The 19,885-nt window shown below is 60.2% G+C and carries 20 protein-coding genes; 8 read left to right on the top strand and 12 right to left on the bottom strand.

Features of this window, described 5'->3' with window-relative positions; translation table 11 throughout:
* Nucleotides 1-120 precede the first annotated feature (120 nt).
* The 3 genes from E4P00_RS00410 to E4P00_RS00420 form a co-directional block, all read right to left on the bottom strand.
* On the bottom strand, nt 121-1,014 hold the full coding sequence (locus tag E4P00_RS00410) for an NAD-dependent epimerase/dehydratase family protein (RefSeq protein WP_216092096.1): 894 nt from the start codon (nt 1,012-1,014) through the stop codon (nt 121-123).
* A gap of 103 nt (nt 1,015-1,117) precedes the next feature.
* On the bottom strand, nt 1,118-2,014 hold the full coding sequence (locus E4P00_RS00415) for a LysR family transcriptional regulator (protein ID WP_078822289.1): 897 nt from the start codon (nt 2,012-2,014) through the stop codon (nt 1,118-1,120).
* A gap of 42 nt (nt 2,015-2,056) precedes the next feature.
* Nucleotides 2,057-2,821 (bottom strand): sulfite exporter TauE/SafE family protein, encoded by a 765-nt coding sequence (locus tag E4P00_RS00420; RefSeq protein ID WP_248130477.1) that lies wholly within the window; start codon nt 2,819-2,821, stop codon nt 2,057-2,059.
* 189 nt (nt 2,822-3,010) lie between these two features.
* On the opposite strand from E4P00_RS00420, the gene E4P00_RS00425 reads away from it, so the two are divergent.
* Nucleotides 3,011-3,901, top strand: coding sequence for a LysR substrate-binding domain-containing protein (locus tag E4P00_RS00425; protein WP_005791344.1), 891 nt, complete (start codon nt 3,011-3,013; stop codon nt 3,899-3,901).
* Here the strand turns inward: E4P00_RS00425 and E4P00_RS00430 are convergent.
* Both E4P00_RS00430 and kynU read right to left on the bottom strand, forming a co-directional pair.
* Nucleotides 3,847-5,253 (bottom strand): amino acid permease, encoded by a 1,407-nt coding sequence (locus E4P00_RS00430; RefSeq protein ID WP_103734928.1) that lies wholly within the window; start codon nt 5,251-5,253, stop codon nt 3,847-3,849. The genes E4P00_RS00425 and E4P00_RS00430 overlap by 55 nt on opposite strands.
* 152 nt (nt 5,254-5,405) lie before the next feature.
* A complete protein-coding gene (gene kynU / locus E4P00_RS00435; protein ID WP_248130478.1) occupies nt 5,406-6,656 on the bottom strand; it encodes a kynureninase in 1,251 nt (416 codons plus the stop codon).
* A gap of 144 nt (nt 6,657-6,800) precedes the next feature.
* Here kynU and E4P00_RS00440 point away from each other — a divergent pair, with 144 nt between their 5' ends.
* Nucleotides 6,801-7,274 carry an Lrp/AsnC family transcriptional regulator gene (locus E4P00_RS00440; RefSeq protein ID WP_032879507.1) on the top strand — a complete coding sequence of 158 codons (474 nt, stop codon included), beginning with the start codon at nt 6,801-6,803 and terminating at the stop codon, nt 7,272-7,274.
* A gap of 131 nt (nt 7,275-7,405) precedes the next feature.
* Here E4P00_RS00440 and catA read toward each other — a convergent pair whose 3' ends face one another.
* The 3 genes from catA to E4P00_RS00455 are packed head-to-tail and all read right to left on the bottom strand — an operon-like array spanning nt 7,406 to nt 9,806.
* Entirely contained in the window at nt 7,406-8,335 is a 930-nt protein-coding gene (gene catA, locus E4P00_RS00445; protein ID WP_078822294.1) for a catechol 1,2-dioxygenase, read from the bottom strand.
* A 40-nt stretch (nt 8,336-8,375) separates the two neighbouring features.
* Nucleotides 8,376-8,666, bottom strand: a complete 291-nt coding sequence (gene catC, locus E4P00_RS00450; protein ID WP_032879502.1) for a muconolactone Delta-isomerase — start codon at nt 8,664-8,666, stop codon at nt 8,376-8,378.
* A gap of 12 nt (nt 8,667-8,678) precedes the next feature.
* The gene (locus E4P00_RS00455) at nt 8,679-9,806 is read right to left on the bottom strand and encodes a muconate cycloisomerase family protein (protein WP_248130479.1); all 1,128 of its coding nucleotides are present in this window, start codon (nt 9,804-9,806) and stop codon (nt 8,679-8,681) included.
* Nucleotides 9,807-9,920: 114 nt separating this feature from the next.
* Here E4P00_RS00455 and E4P00_RS00460 point away from each other — a divergent pair, with 114 nt between their 5' ends.
* The gene (locus E4P00_RS00460) at nt 9,921-10,796 is read left to right on the top strand and encodes a LysR family transcriptional regulator (protein ID WP_032879497.1); all 876 of its coding nucleotides are present in this window, start codon (nt 9,921-9,923) and stop codon (nt 10,794-10,796) included.
* 133 nt (nt 10,797-10,929) lie between these two features.
* Here E4P00_RS00460 and E4P00_RS00465 read toward each other — a convergent pair whose 3' ends face one another.
* Nucleotides 10,930-11,922, bottom strand: coding sequence for a helix-turn-helix domain-containing protein (locus E4P00_RS00465; protein WP_248130480.1), 993 nt, complete (start codon nt 11,920-11,922; stop codon nt 10,930-10,932).
* A gap of 313 nt (nt 11,923-12,235) precedes the next feature.
* On the opposite strand from E4P00_RS00465, the gene antA reads away from it, so the two are divergent.
* From antA to E4P00_RS00485, 4 genes are all read left to right on the top strand, one after another.
* Complete coding sequence (gene antA / locus E4P00_RS00470) at nt 12,236-13,627, top strand: anthranilate 1,2-dioxygenase large subunit (RefSeq protein WP_248130481.1); 1,392 nt, start codon at nt 12,236-12,238, stop codon at nt 13,625-13,627.
* Complete coding sequence (gene antB, locus E4P00_RS00475; RefSeq protein ID WP_005791362.1) at nt 13,627-14,118, top strand: anthranilate 1,2-dioxygenase small subunit; 492 nt, start codon at nt 13,627-13,629, stop codon at nt 14,116-14,118. Before antA ends, antB begins: the two co-directional genes overlap by 1 nt.
* Nucleotides 14,119-14,136: 18 nt before the next feature.
* Nucleotides 14,137-15,144 carry an anthranilate 1,2-dioxygenase electron transfer component AntC gene (antC, locus tag E4P00_RS00480; protein ID WP_248092496.1) on the top strand — a complete coding sequence of 336 codons (1,008 nt, stop codon included), beginning with the start codon at nt 14,137-14,139 and terminating at the stop codon, nt 15,142-15,144.
* Nucleotides 15,145-15,215: 71 nt separating this feature from the next.
* On the top strand, nt 15,216-16,616 hold the full coding sequence (locus E4P00_RS00485; RefSeq protein WP_005791366.1) for an amino acid permease: 1,401 nt from the start codon (nt 15,216-15,218) through the stop codon (nt 16,614-16,616).
* 83 nt (nt 16,617-16,699) lie between these two features.
* Here E4P00_RS00485 and kynA read toward each other — a convergent pair whose 3' ends face one another.
* The gene (gene kynA / locus E4P00_RS00490; protein ID WP_248130482.1) at nt 16,700-17,557 is read right to left on the bottom strand and encodes a tryptophan 2,3-dioxygenase; all 858 of its coding nucleotides are present in this window, start codon (nt 17,555-17,557) and stop codon (nt 16,700-16,702) included.
* On the bottom strand, nt 17,554-18,204 hold the full coding sequence (kynB, locus tag E4P00_RS00495) for an arylformamidase (RefSeq protein WP_005791369.1): 651 nt from the start codon (nt 18,202-18,204) through the stop codon (nt 17,554-17,556). Before kynB ends, kynA begins: the two co-directional genes overlap by 4 nt.
* Nucleotides 18,205-18,532: 328 nt before the next feature.
* On the opposite strand from kynB, the gene E4P00_RS00500 reads away from it, so the two are divergent.
* Complete coding sequence (locus E4P00_RS00500) at nt 18,533-18,877, top strand: cupin domain-containing protein (protein ID WP_003194115.1); 345 nt, start codon at nt 18,533-18,535, stop codon at nt 18,875-18,877.
* 107 nt (nt 18,878-18,984) lie between these two features.
* Here the strand turns inward: E4P00_RS00500 and mmsB are convergent, their stop codons facing one another.
* Nucleotides 18,985-19,872, bottom strand: coding sequence for a 3-hydroxyisobutyrate dehydrogenase (mmsB, locus tag E4P00_RS00505; RefSeq protein ID WP_078822301.1), 888 nt, complete (start codon nt 19,870-19,872; stop codon nt 18,985-18,987).
* Nucleotides 19,873-19,885 lie beyond the last annotated feature (13 nt).

Below are 19,885 nucleotides of genomic sequence, written 5' to 3' on the forward strand. Positions count from 1 at the left end.
ACTGAGTGGCCCCAATCGGGAGCAAGCCCCCTCCCACACTTGAATGCATTCCAAAGTTGGAATTCGGTCAAATGTGGGAGGGGGCTTGCTCCCGATAGCTACACCCAGGTCTCAAGCGAATCAGACCATCTCGTTGCGAATCCACTCCACCACCGACGTACGCTTGGGCACCCAGCCCAGCAGTTCGCGAGCGTGCTTGCCGCGTACGCGACTGTTGGAGCCCAACCCGTAGTTGGCCATTTCATAGCCCCACTCGGCTTCAGCCTCGGCCAACGGCCAATCCTGCGGTTCGCCCAGGTTCAGCGTCTGGGCAATCGCCGTAGTCATGTCGATAAACGCCGCTTCGCTGCTTTCCACAAAGTAGAAAGTACCCGGTACGTTTTTGGTCAGTGCCAGCAGATACAGGGTGACCACATCCTCAATGTGCACGTTGGACCAGATGTTCTGCCCGCTGCCCACATGGCGCACTACACCGCTCTTGCGTGCCTGCTTGAGCAAGCGTGGCAATTGCACGCTGTCACGCTTCACGCCCAGGCTGTGGCCGTAGATCAGGGTGTTGCAGATCACCGCCGAATTCACACCGTCACTGGCCGCCGCGAGGATCAGGTTGTCGATCGCCACCCGCGCGGCTTTGTCGACGGTCGGCTCAGGCAGGTTGCCTTCGAAGTAGATGACTTCACTGGCCTTGCCGCCCGACGCATCACCGACAATGCTCGACCCGCTGGTATGCAGGAACGGCTTGTTCGAGCCTTTCAAGGCGGCCAGCAAGGTTTCCACGGCGGCGCGATGGTCGCTGCTGGCAGCGTTGATCACCGCATCAGCCTTCTGTGCCTGCTCGGTCAATACGGCTGCGTCGTCGAGGGTGCCGATCACCGGCGTAATGCCCAGGGCGGTCATTTCGGCGGCTTGTTCGGCGCTGCGCACCAGGCCGGTGACGTCATGGCCAGCGTTGACCAGGCCGGTGGCGATGGAACCGCCGATAAACCCTGCTGCACCGGTAACGAATACATTCATGGAGGTTGCTCCTGACTGGGTAAGTGATGCACCCAGTATCCAGCCCCCACTGCTGTCGAATAAGCCCGTACGGCCCAATTCACTCTTGCGTGCAAGTCACGAATCAGCGCGCATACCGAGCCAGCTTGGCCTGAATGAACTCCAGGAAACACTGAATGCGCAGCGCCAATTGCGAGTTGCGATAGAACACCGCGTGGATCGGCTGGCGATAACCACTGTTGAACGCCTCCAGCATGGGTACCAGACGGCCGGCATCGATATCGTCGACCGTCATGAAATTCGACAGGCAACAAATACCCTGCCCCTGCAGCGCCAACTGGCGCACAGTTTCGCCACTGGATGCGCTGACACTGGGCTGGATCAGCCAGCGGTCACCTTCGCCATGACGCAGCGGCCAGTGGTTGAGGGTCTCGGTGTGAGTGAAGCCCAGCAAGGTGTGATCGGCCAACTCGGCAACGGTCGTCGGCGTGCCGTATTGCTTGAGGTAGTCGGGGCTGGCCAGGATATGCAGCGGCGTGCTGCCCAGGGAGCGCGCATGAAGGGTCGAGTCGGCCAGGGTGCCAATGCGAATGGCGATGTCGGTACTTTGCTCAAGCAGGTCGATGATCAAGTCGTCGCTGTTGAGCTCCAACTGGATATCCGGGTACAAGCGGCGAAACTCGGCGATGTACGGCACGATCCCGTGCAGCATGAACGGCACGGCGGCATTGATACGCAGGCGACCGGCCGGTTTTTTCTGGCGCGACGACAGGCGCTCTTCCAGCTCGTCCATCTGCGCCAGGATCACCTTGGCCTGCTCGAAGAAGTACTTGCCCTCTTCAGTCAGGTCCATGCGTCGCGTGGTGCGGTTGATCAGCGTGGTGTCGAGCTTGGCTTCCAGGCGCGACAGCGTGCGGCTGACCGCAGACGGCGTTTGCCCGACCTTTTCGGCGGCGGCAGAAATCGAGCCGCATTCAATCACGCTGACGAAGATCTGTAGCTCATCGGAACGGGCTTTCACGGGCGGTCCTTCATTTATCGGCTGACACAGGCACGGTCATTATTAACCAGCCAGCAACAAATGGCCTCCCAACAACGCCATGCCCGTGAAAAACCCACGTTTGAACCACAGCGCACTGATGCGTCGGCGAACCACTTGGCCCAGCCACATCCCCAGCAATGCCGGCACCAGCGCCAACACTGACGCACCGATTTCACCACCGCCCAGCGCTCCGCGCCAGGCCAGCCCGGCGGCCAGCGCCAGTGTCGACACCGTGAACGACAGCCCCAGCGCCTGCACCAACTGATCACGGCTCAAGCCCAGCGCTTGCAGATACGGCACCGCAGGGATCACGAAAACACCGGTGGCCGAGGTGATGATGCCGGTGATCAGCCCACACAAGGGCCCCAGCCAGCACTCGGTCCGGGGCGCGACCTTGAAGGTCGGCAGGAACAAGCCGCTCAACGCATATACCAGCAACGCCGCACCCAACGCGCGGACCACCCACGGCCCACCGTCCATGCCCAGCCACACGGAGCCTAGCCCGGTGCCGCAGAAAATAAGCAACAGCATCGGCCACAGGCGTTTGAGCAAGGCACTCAAATGACCGCCAAACGTCAGCTGCCAGAGATTGGTGATAGTCGAAGGAATGATCAGCAGAGCCGCTGCCTGCGCCGGTAACATAGCCAGACCGAGCATACCCATGGCTACGGTGGGCAGGCCGAGGCCGATGATGCCTTTGACCGTACCGGCCAGCAGGAAGGTGGTAATGACCAACGCCGTCAGGGTTGGACCGAGGTTTTGGTAAAACGCTAGGAAGGTATTCATGCACCGATTGTGCAGGGCTGGAGAGAGGCTGAAAATTCGCCATATACTGAGGCAGCCTCTTGTTTTTTGTGAGGCTGATGCCGTCATCGCAGGCAAGCCAGCTCCCACATTTTGAACTGTGAATACATCCAAGTGTGGGAGCTGGCTTGCCTGCGATGACGCCCGCCCAGTCACCGGAAACCTGCAGCCATGCACTTTGACCTGATCGACCTGCGCCTCTATCTGCACATCCTCGACAGCGGCAATATCACTGCCGGTGCAGCCCGTAGTCATTTATCCCTGGCGGCCGCCAGCGCACGCATCCGGGCAATGGAGTCTTCACTGGGCATCGCGTTTCTTGAGCGTGGCCGCCGTGGCGTCACCCCAACGCCGGCAGGCAAAGCCCTGGCTCGGCATGCGCGCCTGCTGTTGCAACAGGCCGAACACCTGCAACAGGACCTGGCCGAATACGCCAATGGCGTCAAAGGCCAGGTACGCTTGCTGTGCAATACCACCGCCCTTAGCGAGTACCTGCCTGAATTGCTCGCACACTTTTTGCGCGAGCACCCCAACCTCGATATCGACCTGCAAGAATTGCCCAGCCTGCGCATCACCCAAGCCTTGCGCCAGGGCACCGCCGACCTGGGGATTATTTCCGATGCCGTGGACACCCACGGCTTGCAGACCCTGGCGTTTCGCGATGATCCGCTGGTGCTGATCATGCCCCTGGACCACCCGTTGACCCGCCCGAGTTTTATCGACAGCTTGCAATACGACTACGTGGGCCTGGCGGCCAACAGCGCGCTGGCGGTTTATCTCGAAGAACAGGCACTGCACACAGGCTTTCGCTTGCAGACACGCATTCGCGCCGACGGTTTTGATGGGTTGATTCGCATGGTCGCCGGCGGCGCGGGTCTGGGCATCGTGCCGCAGGCAGCCTTGGAGCGCTGGCCGTCAGAACGCCGTTTCAAGGCCCACCCCCTGCAAGAGGAGTGGGCCTGCCGCTCGTTGCTGTTATGCGCACGCTCGTTCGAGCAACTGCCGGGTTACGCCAGGGCTTTGTTCGACGCCTTGGCCCTGCCCTTGCGGAAGAACCCGTAATACACCGCCGACAGAATCAACAGGAACGGCACGCCGAATACCAAGGTCATCTTGAACGCTTCGGTGAAATAGGTGGTGATCATTACCGCCCCCATCAGCACCAACCCCAGCAGCGTACTGTAGGGAAACAGGCGCAACTGGAACGACAACTTCGCCCCGCCATGGCGCTTGCGATAGCGGCGAAAGAACAGGTGCGTGAGGAAGATCATGAACCAGGTGAAGATCGCGCCAAACATCGAGATCGCCATCATCAGGGTGAATGAGCTTTCCGGGTACACCACATTCAAAAGAGTCGCCAGGGCAATGCCCGAGCTGGACAGCAACAGGGCGTTCAGCGGGATGCCATTCTTGCTCAAGGCGCCCATGGACTTGGGCGCAAAGCCTGCGCGAGACAGGCTGAACATCATGCGCGTGGTGATATAGAGCTGGCTGTTCATGGCCGACAGCGCCGCGATCAGGATCACGAAGTTCATCACCCCGGTGGCGCCGGGAATGCCGATGGTCTGCATCACCGTCACGAACGGGCTCTGGCTCTGACCAGCCTGGTTCCACGGCACGATGGCAAGCATCAGCGCCAGGGTCAGCAGGTAGAACACCACCAGCCGCACGATGGTTGCGCGAAAGGCTTTCTTCACCGCCTGCTCCGGGTCGGCCGCTTCACCAGCGGCCACGGCGATCATCTCGACGCTGAGGTAGCTGAAGATCGACACAATCACCGCGATCCACATGCCACTCAAGCCATGGGGAAAAAAGCCCTCGTGGGCCGTGTAGTTCTGCACACCGTACTGCGGGTTGCCGGAACCGAACACCACATACACCGCCAGGATGATGAAGCCGACAATGGCGCTGATCTTGATGGTCGAGAACCAGTATTCGAAGTTGCCGAAGGTCTTCACGCTGATCGCATTGAGCACAATCAATACACTGGAAAACGATACGATCCATACCCATTCCGGCACATTGGCGAACCAGTACTTCATGTACATCGCCACCGCTGTGACCTCGGCCCCCACCGCCAGCACAATCGCCGCCCAATAGGCATACCGCACCAGGAACCCGGCCAGCGGGCTGATGTAGAACTCGGCATAGGCGCCAAACGAGCCAGAGGTGGAATGGGCCACGGTCATCTCCGCCAGGCAGCCCATCAGCAACAAGGTGATCAAGGCGCCGATGGCATAGCTCACCAGCACGCTGGGCCCGGCATAGCCGATGGCGTAGGCGCTGCCCATGAACAGCCCGGTGCCGATGGCGCCACCGATAGCGATCATGCTCATCTGGCCGGAAGTGAGCTGGCGCCTGAGGCCCAGTTCGCGGTGGGTGATTTCTGCAAAGCCGTTGTCTGGCGTGGTCACTGGAGTGCCCCTTTATTATTGTGATGGTTGCTGCTGGCGGTGAATCCTGTGGGAGGGGGCTTGCTCCCGATAGCAGTGTGTCAGTCACTGATATGTCAACTGACACACCGCTATCGGGAGCAAGCCCCTCCCACATTGGGTCTGTGGTGCTATTAAGTAACGCTGTTTCGGACTTTGAATTGCGGCTGGTCCCAGGTGCGGTTGTCGAGAATTTCACCGAGGATTTCCACGGCGTCCCACACCTCGGTAAAGCTTGTGTACAGCGGCGTGAAACCAAAGCGCATGATCCGCGGCTCACGGTAATCGCCGATCACGCCTCGGGCGATCAGGGCCTGGATCACCGCGTAACCTTCGGGGTGTTCGAAGCTCACATGGCTGCCGCGCCGGGCGTGCTCACGCGGCGTGATCAGTTCCAGGCCATGGGCGGCGCAGCGGCTTTCGACCAACGCGATAAACAGGTCGGTCAATGCCAGGGATTTGCGGCGCAGGCTGGCCATGTCGGTCTGGGCGAAAATGTCCAGGCCGCATTCCACCATGGCCAACGAAGTGATCGGCTGGGTACCGCACAGGTAGCGCGCGATGCCGGCGCTGGGGGCGTAGCTCGATTCCATGGCGAACTGACGGGTATGCCCGAACCAGCCTGACAACGGCTGGCGCACCACATCCACCAACGCCGGGTTGACCCAAACAAATGCCTGGGAGCCCGGGCCGCCGTTGAGGTATTTGTAGGTGCAGCCAATGGCATAATCAGCGCCGGCCTGGTGCAGGTCCACAGGCACCGCGCCCGCTGAGTGCGCCAGGTCCCAGAGGCTCAGCGCGCCACACTCGTGGCTCAGCGCAGTCAGCGCCGCCATGTCGTACATGTAGCCAGTCTTGTAGTTGACGTGGGTGAGCATCACCACCGCCACGTCTGCGTCGATGGCTTGAGGCAGTTCGGCCGGGCCGTTGACCAGGCGCAGGGAATAGCCTTGTTGCAGCAGTTCGGCCAGGCCCTCGGCGATATACAAATCGGTGGGAAAGTTATTCGCTTCGCTGACGATCACCTTGCGCGCCGGGGAGCGTTGACGCTGCACACTCAACGCCGCGCTCAGCACCTTGAACAGGTTGATCGAAGTGGTATCGGTGACCACCACTTCGCCCTCACGCGCACCGATCAACGGTGCGAGGCGATTGCCCAGGCGCTGGGACAAATCCGCCCAGCCTGCGCTGTTCCAGCTGCGAATCAAGCCATTGCCCCACTCTTGGGCGATCACCTGCTGTGCCCGCTCCAGCGCTGCCACCGGGCGCGCGCCGAGGGAGTTGCCGTCGAGGTAGATCACGCCCTCGGGCAGGGCGAATTGGGCACGCAGGGGTGCCAACGGGTCCTGGGTGTCGAGGGCTTGGCAATGGCTTCGAGTGGTCATGGGTCGTCCTGGTTTTTATAAGTGAGGATGGACCAAATAATGAACGAACTTTTAGAGAATTTTCGTGCAAAGTGGTGGGTAAACGGCTATTTAAGCTGTAGGAAATTCGAATTTAATCTCAAAATACGCGGATATCTTCCAAGCATGATTCTCGACGCCACCGACCTGCGCCTCCTGCATTTTCTGCAACAGGATGGCCGTATCAGCAACCAGGAACTGGCGGAAAAAGTCGCGCTGTCACCCTCTGCCTGCCTGCGCCGTTTGCGCTTGTTGGAGAGTGAAGGAATCATCAGCGGCTATCGCGCGGTATTGAATGCCGAACAGTTGGGGATCGAGCTCGAAGCCATCGTGCACCTGTCGCTGCGCCAGGATATCGAGGACTGGCATGAGACCTTTATCAAGAAGGTGCAAGGCTGGCCAGAGGTGGCGAGCGCCTATGTGATCACCGGTGCCAGCAACTATGTGCTGCGGGTGCAGGCACGCAACCTCAAGCACTTTTCGGACTTTATCGTGAACCACCTGAACCGCACGGCGGGGGTGATGGATATTCGCTCTGAAATTGTGCTGCAGAAGATCAAGGATCGGGATGAGGTGCTGGATCTGGTCCTGCGCAAGTAACCCATCACTACAGATCAAATGTGAACTAAATGTGGGAGGGGGCTTGCTCCCGATAGCGGAGGATCCGTTAGTAAATAAGTGACTGACACACTGCTATCGGGGGCAAGCCCCCTCCCACATTCTGCCCGCGCTCAGTCCTCGAGAGCCCGTGTGCGTTGCATGCGCTTTTGCTCCACCGGCGCATCAGCCACCTGCAACTCAAAGTCAAAATCAATCTGCGCAAACCGCCCTTCCACGCCAAATTCCCGCGCCAGTTGCGGATCGTCGCTGAAGCGGATCTCGGCAATCAGTTCATCGCGGGTGGCATAGGCAAAGTCATCATGCAGGTACGGGTCATCCGAGAGGTTGATCTGGGTGGTCAGGTGCCGATGCCCGGGCGCCGAGATGAAAAAGTGGATATGCGCCGGCCGTTGCCCGTGGCGCCCCAATTGGTCGAGCAACTGCTGCGTCGGCCCGGTCGGCGGGCAGCCGTAGCCCGAAGGTACGATGCTGCGAAAACGGTAGTTGCCCTGGGCGTCGGTCTCGATACGTCGGCGCAGGTTGAATTCAGACTGGTTCGGGTCGAACCACGAATAGGTGCCGCCCGTATTGGCCTGCCACACATCGACAATCGCCCCCGCCAATGGCTTGCCCTCGGTATCGCGCACTTGCCCGCGCATGAACAACGGCACCGCGTCGTCCTTGCCATCATCCAGCCGTGCCTCGTATTTGGACAGCGGCGCGCCGGCCACGTACAGCGGGCCTTCGATGGTGCGCGGTGTACCGCCGGACTTGCCCGCCTGCTCATCGGCGGCGTCCATCAACAGGTCCAGGTAATGCTCCAGGCCCAGGCCAGCGGCGAGCAGGCCGGCTTCCTGGTTTTTACCCAGATCATTGAGGTAGTTGACCGCCTTCCAGAACTCCTCGGGGGTCACTTCCAGGTCTTCGATGATGTTCACAGTGTCGCGCAGGATCCGGTAAATCAGCGCCTTGGCGCGCGGGTTGCCCGCGTCATTGAGGTTGCCGCTGGCTTCTTCGAGAAAGCGTTGGGCGTGGGCAGTCTGGGACAGGCGGATGGACATGGTGCACTCCTCATCTTGTAATTATCAGGTTGAAACCGGCTTAGCGGTCGTCCGCATGGATGGACGACGGGTGCCGGCACAGCGCATTCACTTCGATAGCCATGTAAGGAAACAACGGCAGTTGCATCAGCAGGTCATGCAGGTCCTGCACGCTGTCGACATCGAACACGCTGTAGTTGGCGTAGTGCCCGGCGATGCGCCACAGGTGGCGCCACTTGCCCTCTTGTTGCAGGCGTTGCGCCAGGGTTTTCTCTTCGGCCTTGAGGCTGTCGGCACGCTCGGGATGCATGTCGAGGGGCAGGTTCACAGTCATTTTTACGTGGAACAACATGGCAGGCGCCTCTTAGTATTTGTCACGGCTAAAGAACGCCAGACGCTCTTCATCGAGCGCCAGGCCCAGGCCCGGTGCAGTGGAAACATGCAGCTGGAAATCGCGGTACACCGGTGGCTCGGCAAGGATGTCTTCGGTGAGCAACAACGGGCCGAACAGCTCGGTGCCCCACGCCAGTGTGCTCAGCGTAAGGAAGGCATGGGCCGACGCCAGGGTGCCGATACCGCCTTCGAGCATGGTGCCGCCGTACAGGCCGATGCCTGCCGCCTCGCCGATCGCCGCCGTACGCAGCACGGCGCGGGGGCCGCCGTTCTTGGCAATCTTGAGGGCAAACACCGAGGCCGCGCCTTCACGCGCCAGGTTGAACGCATCTTCGACACACTCGATAGACTCATCGGCCATGATCGGCACCGGGCTCGACAGGTTGAGCCGGGCCATACCGCCACGGTTGTTGCGTGAGATGGGTTGCTCGATAAGGTCGATACCGTTGTCGCCGAGCACCTTGCACGCCCGCAGCGCCACGGCCTCATCCCAGGCCTGGTTGACGTCGACACGCACACTGGCGCGCTCGCCCAAAGCTTTTTTGATCGCGATCACATGGGCCAGGTCGCGGCTGACTTCACCGGCGCCGATCTTCAATTTGAAGATGCGGTGACGGCGCAGGTCGAGCATTTTCTCGGCCTCGCTGATGTCCTGTTCGGTATTGCCGCTGGCCAGGGTCCAGGCCACCGGCAACGCGTCACGCACACGCCCGCCCAGCAGTTCGCTGACCGGCAGCCCCAGGCGTTTGCCGAGGGCGTCGAGCAAGGCGCTTTCGATGCCGGACTTGGCAAAGGTGTTGCCGCGAATACTGCGCTCCAGGCGCAACATGGCCGCGTTGATGTTGCTCGCATCCTGGCCGATCAGCAGCGGCGCGAAATGGCGGTCGATGTTGACCTTGATGCTGTCAGGGCTTTCATTGCCATAGCTGAGGCCACCGATGGTGGTAGCTTCGCCGATGCCTTCAATGCCGTCGGTGCACCGCAGGCGGATAATCACCAGGGTCTGGTTTTGCATGGTGTGCATCGCCAGCTTGTGCGGGCGAATGGTGGGGAGATCGACGATGAGGGTGTCGATCGACTCGATGGCGCAAATCGGCATGGCAATACCCGTTGGGTTCTTTATAGATTTGCGTCGATTCTGTTCCGCATTTTTTCGGGCTTCCAATATAGAATTGGTCTTGTGCGATACCCTCAAGGTATGAAAGGAGTCGATATGGAACTGCGTCACTTGCGCTATTTCCAGGTGCTGGGCGAGACCCTCAATTTCACCCGGGCTGCCGAACGCCTGCACATCGCCCAGCCGCCCTTGAGCCGGCAAATCCAGCAGCTGGAGGATGAACTGGGGGTGCTGCTGCTGGAGCGTAGCCGACCGTTGCGCCTGACCGAAGCCGGGCGGTTTTTCTATGAACACGCCAATGTGCTGCTCGAACAGCTGGGCACGGTTTGCGACAACACACGGCGCATTGGCCTGGGCGAAAAGACGTGGCTGGGCATCGGCTTTGCACCCTCGACCTTGTACGGCGTGCTGCCGGAACTGATTCGCAGGCTGCGCAATCACGAGGCCCTGGAGCTGGAGTTGGGCTTGTCGGAGATGACTACGCTGCAACAGGTCGAAGCGCTCAAGGCCGGGCGCATCGATGTGGGTTTCGGGCGCATTCGCATCGACGACCCGGCCATCGTCCAGCGCGTATTGGTGGAGGATCGCCTGGTGGCCGTGCTGCCCAGCGGTCACCCCTTGCTGGGTGCCCCTGCCACCCTCGCCCAGTTGGCCACCGAGCCCTTTGTGCTCTACCCAGGCAACCCGCGCCCCAGTTATGCCGACCATGTGATCGCGCTGTTCGACGCCCACGGTTTGAGCCTGAAGGTGGCGCAGTGGACCAACGAGTTGCAGACCGCCATCGGCCTGGTAGGCGCCGGTATGGGGGTGACGCTGGTACCGGCGTCGGTGCAGGTGCTGCATCGGGCGGATATTGGCTATACGCCGGTGGTGGAGGCGACTGCGACCTCGCCGATCATTCTGAGCCGACGGGTGAATGACCAGTCGCCGGGGCTGACTCATTGCCTGCAACTGGTGGAAGAGTTGATCTGAGATTCCATATTTACTGAAAATCCAATGTGGGAGGGGGCTTGTTCCCGATAGCTGTGGTTCAGTCAACTTTTCCAGTGCCTGACACACCGCTATCGGGAGCAAGCCCCCTCCCACATTTTGATCTTCATCAGGTTCAAGTAATGCGCAGGCGCTTGCGTTGCAATGTCTGACTGGGCGACTCATCGAACAGCTTGCGGTACTCCGCCGAAAACCTGCCCAAGTGGGTAAACCCCCAACCCAACGCAATTTCAGAGATAGTACGCACCGAGCCCTGTTCAAGAATCTCCTGACGCACCGCCCCCAACCGATGCTTCTTCAGATACGCCATGGGCGACAAGGCGAAGTACTTGCGAAACGCATCGAACAGCTTGAACCGCGACACCCCGGCCGCCGCTTCCAGGTCTTCCAGGTGCAGCGCTTCACGGGCGTTGTCGTGGATGTACTGGCGCGCACGAATCAGGTAGTGCGGCAGTTTTACCCCCAACACCTCGCGCAACTCTTCAGAATAGTTATTCGGCTGGGCCAGGATCAGCCCTTTGATCAGCGAGCTTTCCAGGTCCCGGGTAAATGCTGCCTGCTCGTACAACTCGCTGCTGCATTCCAGTTCGGCGATGAAGTATCGCGCCATGCGCCACCACGAAGCCGGGGCGCCGTCCACGGCATCCATCACCGATTCAAAGCGCAGCGGCGCATCAATGGGCCGTTGCAGCAAACCTTCCAGCGACTCGCTCATCGCCGCACGGGTGATCACCACCTGCAACTTGCGACAGTCACCGGAAATCGCCAGCACCTGGTGCTCGTTGGGTGAAATGATCACGCCCTGGTCGCGGTTGGAACTCAGGCGTTCACCGTTCTTGCTCAGCTCCTGTTCGCCCACCAATGGCAGGCTCAGGCTATAGCTGCTGAAATGCTCGGCGTCTTCGATGTCGATGGTCACGTCGGTGCCGTACTCAATCACACCCAGGGTGGTGGCGCGGGACTTGAACACATTGGCGCTGTGGTGAAACCGCAGGCGCTCGGGGGTGGCCGTCGCCAGGCGATGGGGCCCACAGATACCGGACATCCAGCTGCGGGCGCCTTCGAGGTCAAAGCGTTGAATATGAATATCGCGTGTCTGGCTACTCATCGGGCTGCACCCACGGCGGTTAGGCGTTTGCGCGCTCTGGCGGCGCGTCGTTGAACATCGACAGCAAGTTCCAAGCCACGTCGGCGCCGTTGCAACCACGTGGATAGCAACCGTCGACTATGTGGATAAATCCGGGTTTTCTGCGACCGTCACCTGCAATGACAGTAGCCCATTGCGTCACCGCGCCGCACCGTGTTGGGTATTTGCTGCCCAACTTTGCGGCCCATCTTCCCCCATTAAGCGGATAGCCCACCGCCCTTTTGCAGCGCCTTAATGGCTCACCCGTTTTAGCCATTATCAAAAGGTGCCTCCCATGAGTGGTGCAAGAACCGTCGAGCAGTGGAAAACCTTTATCGAAAGCTGCCTGGACTTTCGCCCGGCAGATGAAGTGTTCCGCATCGCCCGCGACATGTTCACCGAACCCGAGTTGTTCGACCTGGAGATGGAACTGATCTTCGAGAAAAACTGGATCTATGCCTGTCACGAAAGCGAACTGGCCAATAACCACGACTTCGTGACGATGCGCGCCGGGCGCCAGCCGATGATCATCACCCGCGACGGCGAAGGCCGGCTCAACGCGCTGATCAATGCCTGCCAGCATCGCGGCACCACCCTCACTCGCGTGGGCAAGGGCAACCAGTCCACCTTCACCTGCCCGTTCCACGCCTGGTGCTACAAAAGTGATGGCCGGCTGGTCAAGGTCAAAGCGCCGGGGGAATATCCGGAAGGGTTTGATAAAGCCACCCGCGGCCTGAAAAAGGCGCGCATCGAAAGCTACAAAGGCTTTGTGTTTATCAGCCTCGACGTAAACGGCACCAACAGCCTGGAAGATTTCCTCGGCGACGCCAAAGTGTTCTTCGACATGATGGTCGCGCAATCGGCGACCGGTGAACTGGAAGTACTGCCGGGCAAGTCGGCCTATACCTATGACGGCAACTGGAAGCTGCAAAACGAAAACGGGCTGGACGGTTATCACGTCAGCACCGTGCACTACAACTACGTGGCCACGGTGCAGCATCGCCAGCAGGTCAATACCGAGAACGGCGCAGGCGCAAGCACAACGCTGGACTACAGCAAGCTCGGCGCCGGCGACGCGAATACCGATGACGGCTGGTTCGCCTTCAATAACGGCCACAGTGTGTTGTTCAGCGACATGCCCAACCCCAGCGTGCGTTCCGGCTACGCCACCATCATGCCGCGCCTGGTGGCCGAACATGGCCAGCAAAAGGCCGAATGGATGATGCACCGCCTGCGCAACCTGAACATCTACCCCAGCCTGTTCTTTCTCGACCAGATCAGTTCGCAGCTGCGCATCATCCGCCCAGTGGCCTGGAACAAGACCGAGATAATCAGCCAATGCCTGGGGGTCAAGGGTGAATCCGACGCGGATCGCGAAAACCGCATTCGCCAGTTCGAAGATTTCTTCAACGTCTCGGGCATGGGCACGCCGGACGACCTGGTGGAGTTTCGCGAAGCCCAGCGCGGTTTCCAGGGCCGCCTGGAACGCTGGAGCGATATATCACGGGGCAGCCACCGCTGGGAGACCGGACCCACTCCCAACAGTGAAGCCATCGGCATTCAACCGGCTATGACCGGCACTGAATTCACCCACGAAGGCTTGTACGTCAACCAGCACCGCAATTGGCAACAGTTTCTGCTCAAGGGTTTGGACCAGCGGGCCCTGAGCCTGCGGGAGGTGAAGTGATGAATGCGCAGTTGCAGTACCGGGTCGAGCAGTTTTTTTACCGTAAATCCGAACTGTGCGACGCCCAGGACTGGGACGCCTACGTGCAGTTGTTCGACCCCCAGAGCGAATTCCATTTGCCGCAATGGGACTCGGAACACGTCTACACCAAAGACCCCAAACGTGAGATGTCGTTGATCTACTACGCCAACCGTTCGGGCCTGGAAGACCGCGTGTTCCGCCTGCGCACCGGCAAGGCTGCCTCGGCCACGCCAATGCCGCGCACTCTGCACCTGATCAATAACCTGCGCATTTCGGAGCAGGCTGACGGCACGTTGGAGGTGCGCTTGAACTGGCACACGTTGTTCTATCGCCTGGCCACGTCCGAGCAGTTCTACGGGCATGCCACGTACCACCTGAAGCCTGCGGGCGACAGCTGGCTGATCATGCGCAAGCACGCCTTGCTGCTCAACGACACCATCAACTCGGTGCTGGATTTCTATCACCTATAGGCACCGGGAGTTTTTCCAATGAATCACAAAGTGGCCTTCAGCTTTGCCGATGGCAAGACCTTGTTCTTCCCGGTGGGCGCCAATGAAATCCTGTTGGATGCAGCCCTGCGCAACGGTATCAAGATCCCGCTCGATTGCCGCGAAGGCGTGTGCGGCACTTGCCAGGGGCGTTGCGAATCCGGCGAGTACACCCAGGACTATGTCGACGAAGAAGCGCTCTCCAGCCTCGACCTGCAGCAACGCAAGATGCTCAGTTGCCAGACTCGGGTGCAGTCCGACGCCACCTTCTACTTCGACTTCGATTCAAGCCTGTGCAATGCATCCGGGCCAGTGCAGGTACGCGGTACGGTGAGCGACGTGCAGCAGGTCTCCACCAGTACGGCGATCTTGCAGGTGCAACTGGACCAGCCACTGGATTTCCTGCCTGGCCAGTACGCTCGTGTCGCGGTGCCCGGCACCGACAGTTGGCGCTCCTACTCCTTCGCCAATCGGCCGGGTAACCAACTGCAGTTCCTGGTGCGCCTGCTGCCGGATGGGGTGATGAGCAACTACCTGCGCGAACGCTGCCAGGTAGGCGACGCGATACTGCTGGAGGCGCCATTGGGTGCGTTCTACCTCCGGCATGTCATCCGGCCGCTGGTGCTGGTGGCGGGCGGTACCGGGTTGTCGGCGTTGCTGGGTATGCTCGATGAACTGACGGCCAACGGCTGCTCGCAATCGGTGCACCTCTACTACGGCGTGCGCAGTGCCGAGGATTTATGCGAAGCGGCGCGTATCCAGGACTACGCGAGGAAAATCCCGGGCTTTCGCTACACCGAAGTACTCAGCGATGCTTCATCCGAATGGCCCGGCAAGCGCGGCTACCTCACCGAACATTTTGACCTGGCCGAATTGCGGGACAGATCGGCGGATATGTACGTGTGCGGCCCCCCTCCAATGGTCGAATCCATTCAACAATGGCTGGTGGATCAGGCACTTGATGGCGTTCAGCTGTATTACGAAAAGTTTACGCAGAGTAATATCTGACCCTCAGCAGTTCTGAGGGGCCGATGCGGCGTGCAATCACCCTTGAGAAAAACAAGTAGAAGGGAATGTTAATGGCGGATGACATGGTTAACCCGGTGGGCCTCAAGCGTGGCCTGAAGAACCGGCACATTCAGCTGATCGCCTTGGGAGGCGCGATTGGTACAGGCTTGTTCCTCGGCTCGGCCGGGGTACTCAAGTCGGCGGGGCCGTCGATGATCCTGGGCTATGCGGTGGCCGGCTTTATCGCGTTCCTGATCATGCGCCAGCTCGGCGAGATGATCGTCGAAGAGCCGGTGGCCGGCTCCTTCAGCCACTTTGCGCACAAATACTGGGGCGGCTACGCGGGTTTTCTGGCCGGCTGGAACTACTGGGTGCTCTACGTGCTGGTGGGCATGGCCGAGTTAACCGCGGTGGGCAAGTACATCCAGTTCTGGTGGCCGGAGATTCCAACCTGGGTCAGCGCGTTGGTGTTCTTTGTTGCGGTGAACCTGATCAACACCCTGAACGTGAAGTTCTTCGGTGAAGCCGAGTTCTGGTTTGCGATCATCAAGGTGGTGGCGATTGTCGGCATGATCGTGCTCGGCTGCTACCTGCTGTTCAGCGGCACTGGCGGCCCGCAAGCGTCGGTCAGCAACCTGTGGAGCCACGGCGGTTTCTTCCCCAACGGCGGCATGGGGCTGCTGATGTCCATGGCCTTCATCATGTTCTCGTTCGGCGGCCTGGAACTGGTCGGCATCACCGCCGCCGAAGCCAGCGAACCGCGCAAGGTCATCCCCAAAGCGATCAATCAGGTGGTGTACCGCATCCTGATTTTCTACGTCGGCGCGCTGACCGTGCTGTTGTCGCTGTACCCGTGGGATCAATTGCTGCAAACCCTCGGCGCGTCGGGCGATGCCTACAGCGGCAGCCCGTTTGTGCAGATCTTCTCGTTGATCGGCAACGACACCGCCGCCCACATCCTCAACTTCGTGGTGCTGACCGCGGCGTTGTCGGTGTACAACAGCGGCGTGTACTGCAACAGCCGCATGTTGTTCGGCCTGGCCGAGCAGGGTGACGCGCCCAAGGCGCTGATGAAGCTCAACAAACAAGGCGTGCCGCTGCGGGCCCTGGCGATTTCGGCGTTGGTGACGATGCTGTGCGTGGTGGTCAACTACGTCGCGCCGCACAGTGCGCTGGAGTTGCTGTTCGCGCTGGTGGTTGCTTCGTTGATGATCAACTGGGCACTGATCAGCCTGACCCATATCAAGTTCCGCAAGGCCATGGGCGAGCAAGGCGTGACACCGTCGTTCAAGACCTTCTGGTTCCCGTTCAGCAACTACCTGTGCCTGGCGTTCATGGTGATGATCATTGGCGTGATGCTGGCGATTCCGGGGATTCGCGAGTCGGTGTATGCGATGCCGGTGTGGGTGGGAATTATCTACATCGCCTATCGGTTTCGGATCAGAAACGGGAAAGTTGCAGTAACCCAGTAACCTCTGTGGGAGGGGGCTTGCTCCCTCCCACATTTTTAGCTGCATTCCAAATGAAAAGCCCCGGAGATCCGGGGCTTTTTTGTTTAGAGCGTGGAACGTACTCGCCAGAGTTCGGGAAACAGTACCGTGTCGAGCATCTTGCGCAGGTAACCCACGCCTTCGGTGCCGCCGGTACCCGGCTGGAAGCCGATGATGCGCTCCACCGTGGTGACATGCCGGAAGCGCCATTGGCGGAACGAATCTTCCAGGTCGATAAACTTCTCGGCCAACTGATACAGGTCCCAGTACCGATTCGGGTCGCGATACACCTCGCGCCACGCCGCCTCCACGGAGTCGTCATGCACTGTGGCCGCCGTCGGGTCGCGTTCGGCGCGCTGCGGGTCAATCGCCAGTCCGGCCTTGACCATCAGGTTGACCGCTTCGTCATACAGCGACGGCGTGGCAATTGCCACCTGCAATTGCTGCAGCAAATCCGGGCGATGAGCATGGGGCCGCAGCAGCGCCCGGCTTTTGTTGCCCAGGATGAATTCGATCTCACGGTACTGGAACGACTGAAACCCCGACGACTGCCCCAGGAACGGGCGAATCGCCTTGTACTCCGACGGCGTCATGGTCGCCAGCACGGCCCAGGCGTGTACCAGTTGATCGAAGATCCGCGACACCCGCGCCAGCATCTTGAACGCTGGTGGCAGCTCACCCAGGCGCACATGTTCGCGGGCAGCCTTGAGTTCGTGAAGCATCAGCTTCATCCACAGCTCCGAGGTCTGGTGCTGGATGATGAAGAGCATTTCGTTGTGGTCTGGAGAAAGCGGGTGCTGGGCGCTGAGGACTTTGCCCAGGTCCAGGTAATCGCCATAGCTCATGGACTCGCAAAAATTCAGTTCGGCGTTATGCCATTCTTCCGGCGGTTGGTAATCAGCTGAGAAAGGACATTGGCTCATCGCGTGGGCTCCTTGAGCGGGCGGAGAATGGCGCGGACCGGGCTGGCATCGAGATGGGCAAAACGTAGCGGCAGCGCGATCAGTTCATAGTCGCCCTCCGGCACTTCATCGAGCACGATGCCTTCGAGGATCGCCATGCCATGGCGCGCCACGGCGTTGTGGGAATCCATGGTCTTGGATTGTTGCGGGTCCAGGGACGGCGTATCGATACCGATCAGGCGCACACCCAGGCCGGCGAGCAGCTCAATGGTTTGCGGGGCGATGGCAGTGAAATTCGAATCCCATTCAGTCAATGGCGCTTGTGGATAAGTACGCAAGAGCACGCGCTCCGGCAGGTTATCCACACGCCCTTGCAACTGATGCGGCTGCACCAACGCGCCGCTGCCCAGGCAATGCAATACCCGGCACGGGCCCATGTACACATCCAGCGAAACCTCGCCAATCGGCGCGCCATCGGCGCTGTAATGCAGCGGTGCATCCACATGGGCACCGGTGTGCGGCGACAGGGTTACGCGGCCCACATTTACCGGACACTCCGGGCCGAACTGCCACACGCGCTCTTCCTGGAACGGCGTATCGCCCGGCCAGGTCGGGGTCGCCGTGCTCAAGGGCGGGCTGATATCCCACCACGTTTTTATTGGGTTCATTGCAAGGCTCTCACTGGGTACTGGGGTGAATGATACGAGGGCCAGCTCTGAATTTTCTTGCGAATTCTGGCGCAACACGGGAAATCTTTCGCAGTTACTGCGATAAAAGGACAAATTACCGAACAATTACACAGATCCAATGTGGGAGGGGGCTTGCTCCCGATAGCGGTGTGTCAGTAGCCATAGCAGTGACTGACACACTGCTATCGGGAGCAAGCCCCCTCCCACATTAACTGCGCTTCTGGGCATACCGATGTCGAGTCCAGACCACCAGCCCTGGCCGCGACGCTATAGGGTTCGACTCTTGTTCCCTTACCTCGGAGTCATCATGTCCAAGCCCATCACCGTACTGCGCGACACCCACCCACTGCCGGTCCTGGATGCCTGCAAATGGGAAAAGCTTGAAGGCGACCCGCACACCGTCAACCTCAACGCCTATACCAGCGAAGACGGCAGCAAGATCATGGGCACCTGGATCTGCACGCCGGGCAAGTGGTACGTGGAGTACGTGAAGTGGGAATACTGCCATTTCCAGGAAGGCTACTGCGTGATCACACCTGAAGGCATGGCGCCGATCCATTTGCGCGCTGGGGATATCTTCGTGGTGGAGCCAGGCATGAAAGGTACCTGGGAAGTAGTGGAGACCGTGCGCAAGTACTTCGTTTTTGCTTGATCAGCAAGAACCTGTGGCGAGGGAGCTTGCTCCCGCTGGGGCGCGTAGCGGCCCCAAAAGATGGAACTGCTGCGCAGTCCAGCGGGAGCAAGCTCCCTCGCCACAGTTTATTTGAGCTTGCGATAACTGTTGATGATCGCCGAGAAGTCCTTGCCCCCTTCCCCACGCTGGCTCATCGACTGATACAACTGCTGGGCCACCGCGCCAAGAATCACCGGTTGGTGTACCTGCCGTGCGGCCTCAGTAGCCAGGCCCAAGTCCTTGAGCATCAGGTCGGCGCCGAAGCCACCGGTATAGCCACGCGATGACGGAGCAGTTTCAATCACACCCGGCCACGGGTTGTAGGTATCGGAACTCCAGCAGCGCCCGGTGGAGCTGTTGATGATGCCGGCCAGCACTTGCGTATCAATGCCGAGCGCATCGCCCAGGGCCATGGCCTCACTGACGCCGACCATGCTGATACCCAGCAGCAGGTTGTTACAGATCTTGGCGATTTGCCCGGTGCCGACATCGCCGCAGTGCACGATGTTGCGGCCCATCTGCGCCAGCACCGGTTGCAGGGTAGCGAATAATTCCGGGTTGGCGCCGACCATAAAGGTCAGCGTCCCGGCCTGGGCACCGCCGGTGCCACCGGAGACCGGTGCATCGGCCACTGCCACGCCTTGTTTCGCTGCCGCTGCAGCTACATCACGGATGGTTTGCGGATCGATGGTGCTGCAATCCACCGCTGGGACGCCTTTGCCGATGCCCGCGAGCACACCGTCGTCATTGAGCCATACGCTGCGCACGTGAGCAGCGGCCGGCAGCATGGTAATCACCAGTTCTGCGCCCTGGGCCGCATCACGCGGTGAGCTGCTGATGGTGCCGCCCAGTTCGGCGAGTTCCTTGAGTACCGCCTGGTTCAGGTCGAATAGATTAAGCGCGTGCCCAGCCTTGATCAGGTTGCGGGCCATGGGCGCGCCCATGTTGCCCAGGCCGATAAATGCAATCTTCATGGTCGTCTCCCAG

It is taken from the genome of Pseudomonas sp. B329, assembly GCF_023127835.1.
Classification (GTDB): domain Bacteria; phylum Pseudomonadota; class Gammaproteobacteria; order Pseudomonadales; family Pseudomonadaceae; genus Aquipseudomonas; species Aquipseudomonas synxantha_A.

Excerpts from the sequence above, each read along its gene's own strand:
- antB (WP_005791362.1), top strand. The coding sequence starts at position 13,627 with ATGAATGCGCAGTTGCAGTACCGGGTCGAGCAGTTTTTTTACCGTAAA.
- E4P00_RS00420 (WP_248130477.1), bottom strand. The coding sequence starts at position 2,821 with ATGAATACCTTCCTAGCGTTTTACCAAAACCTCGGTCCAACCCTGACG.
- kynU (WP_248130478.1), bottom strand. The coding sequence starts at position 6,656 with ATGACCACTCGAAGCCATTGCCAAGCCCTCGACACCCAGGACCCGTTG.
- kynB (WP_005791369.1), bottom strand. The coding sequence starts at position 18,204 with ATGAACCCAATAAAAACGTGGTGGGATATCAGCCCGCCCTTGAGCACG.
- antC (WP_248092496.1), top strand. The coding sequence starts at position 14,137 with ATGAATCACAAAGTGGCCTTCAGCTTTGCCGATGGCAAGACCTTGTTC.
- kynA (WP_248130482.1), bottom strand. The coding sequence starts at position 17,557 with ATGAGCCAATGTCCTTTCTCAGCTGATTACCAACCGCCGGAAGAATGG.
- E4P00_RS00485 (WP_005791366.1), top strand. The coding sequence starts at position 15,216 with ATGGCGGATGACATGGTTAACCCGGTGGGCCTCAAGCGTGGCCTGAAG.
- E4P00_RS00425 (WP_005791344.1), top strand. The coding sequence starts at position 3,011 with ATGCACTTTGACCTGATCGACCTGCGCCTCTATCTGCACATCCTCGAC.
- E4P00_RS00460 (WP_032879497.1), top strand. The coding sequence starts at position 9,921 with ATGGAACTGCGTCACTTGCGCTATTTCCAGGTGCTGGGCGAGACCCTC.
- catA (WP_078822294.1), bottom strand. The coding sequence starts at position 8,335 with ATGTCCATCCGCCTGTCCCAGACTGCCCACGCCCAACGCTTTCTCGAA.
- E4P00_RS00410 (WP_216092096.1), bottom strand. The coding sequence starts at position 1,014 with ATGAATGTATTCGTTACCGGTGCAGCAGGGTTTATCGGCGGTTCCATC.
- E4P00_RS00500 (WP_003194115.1), top strand. The coding sequence starts at position 18,533 with ATGTCCAAGCCCATCACCGTACTGCGCGACACCCACCCACTGCCGGTC.
- E4P00_RS00440 (WP_032879507.1), top strand. The coding sequence starts at position 6,801 with ATGATTCTCGACGCCACCGACCTGCGCCTCCTGCATTTTCTGCAACAG.
- catC (WP_032879502.1), bottom strand. The coding sequence starts at position 8,666 with ATGTTGTTCCACGTAAAAATGACTGTGAACCTGCCCCTCGACATGCAT.
- mmsB (WP_078822301.1), bottom strand. The coding sequence starts at position 19,872 with ATGAAGATTGCATTTATCGGCCTGGGCAACATGGGCGCGCCCATGGCC.
- E4P00_RS00455 (WP_248130479.1), bottom strand. The coding sequence starts at position 9,806 with ATGCCGATTTGCGCCATCGAGTCGATCGACACCCTCATCGTCGATCTC.
- antA (WP_248130481.1), top strand. The coding sequence starts at position 12,236 with ATGAGTGGTGCAAGAACCGTCGAGCAGTGGAAAACCTTTATCGAAAGC.
- E4P00_RS00465 (WP_248130480.1), bottom strand. The coding sequence starts at position 11,922 with ATGAGTAGCCAGACACGCGATATTCATATTCAACGCTTTGACCTCGAA.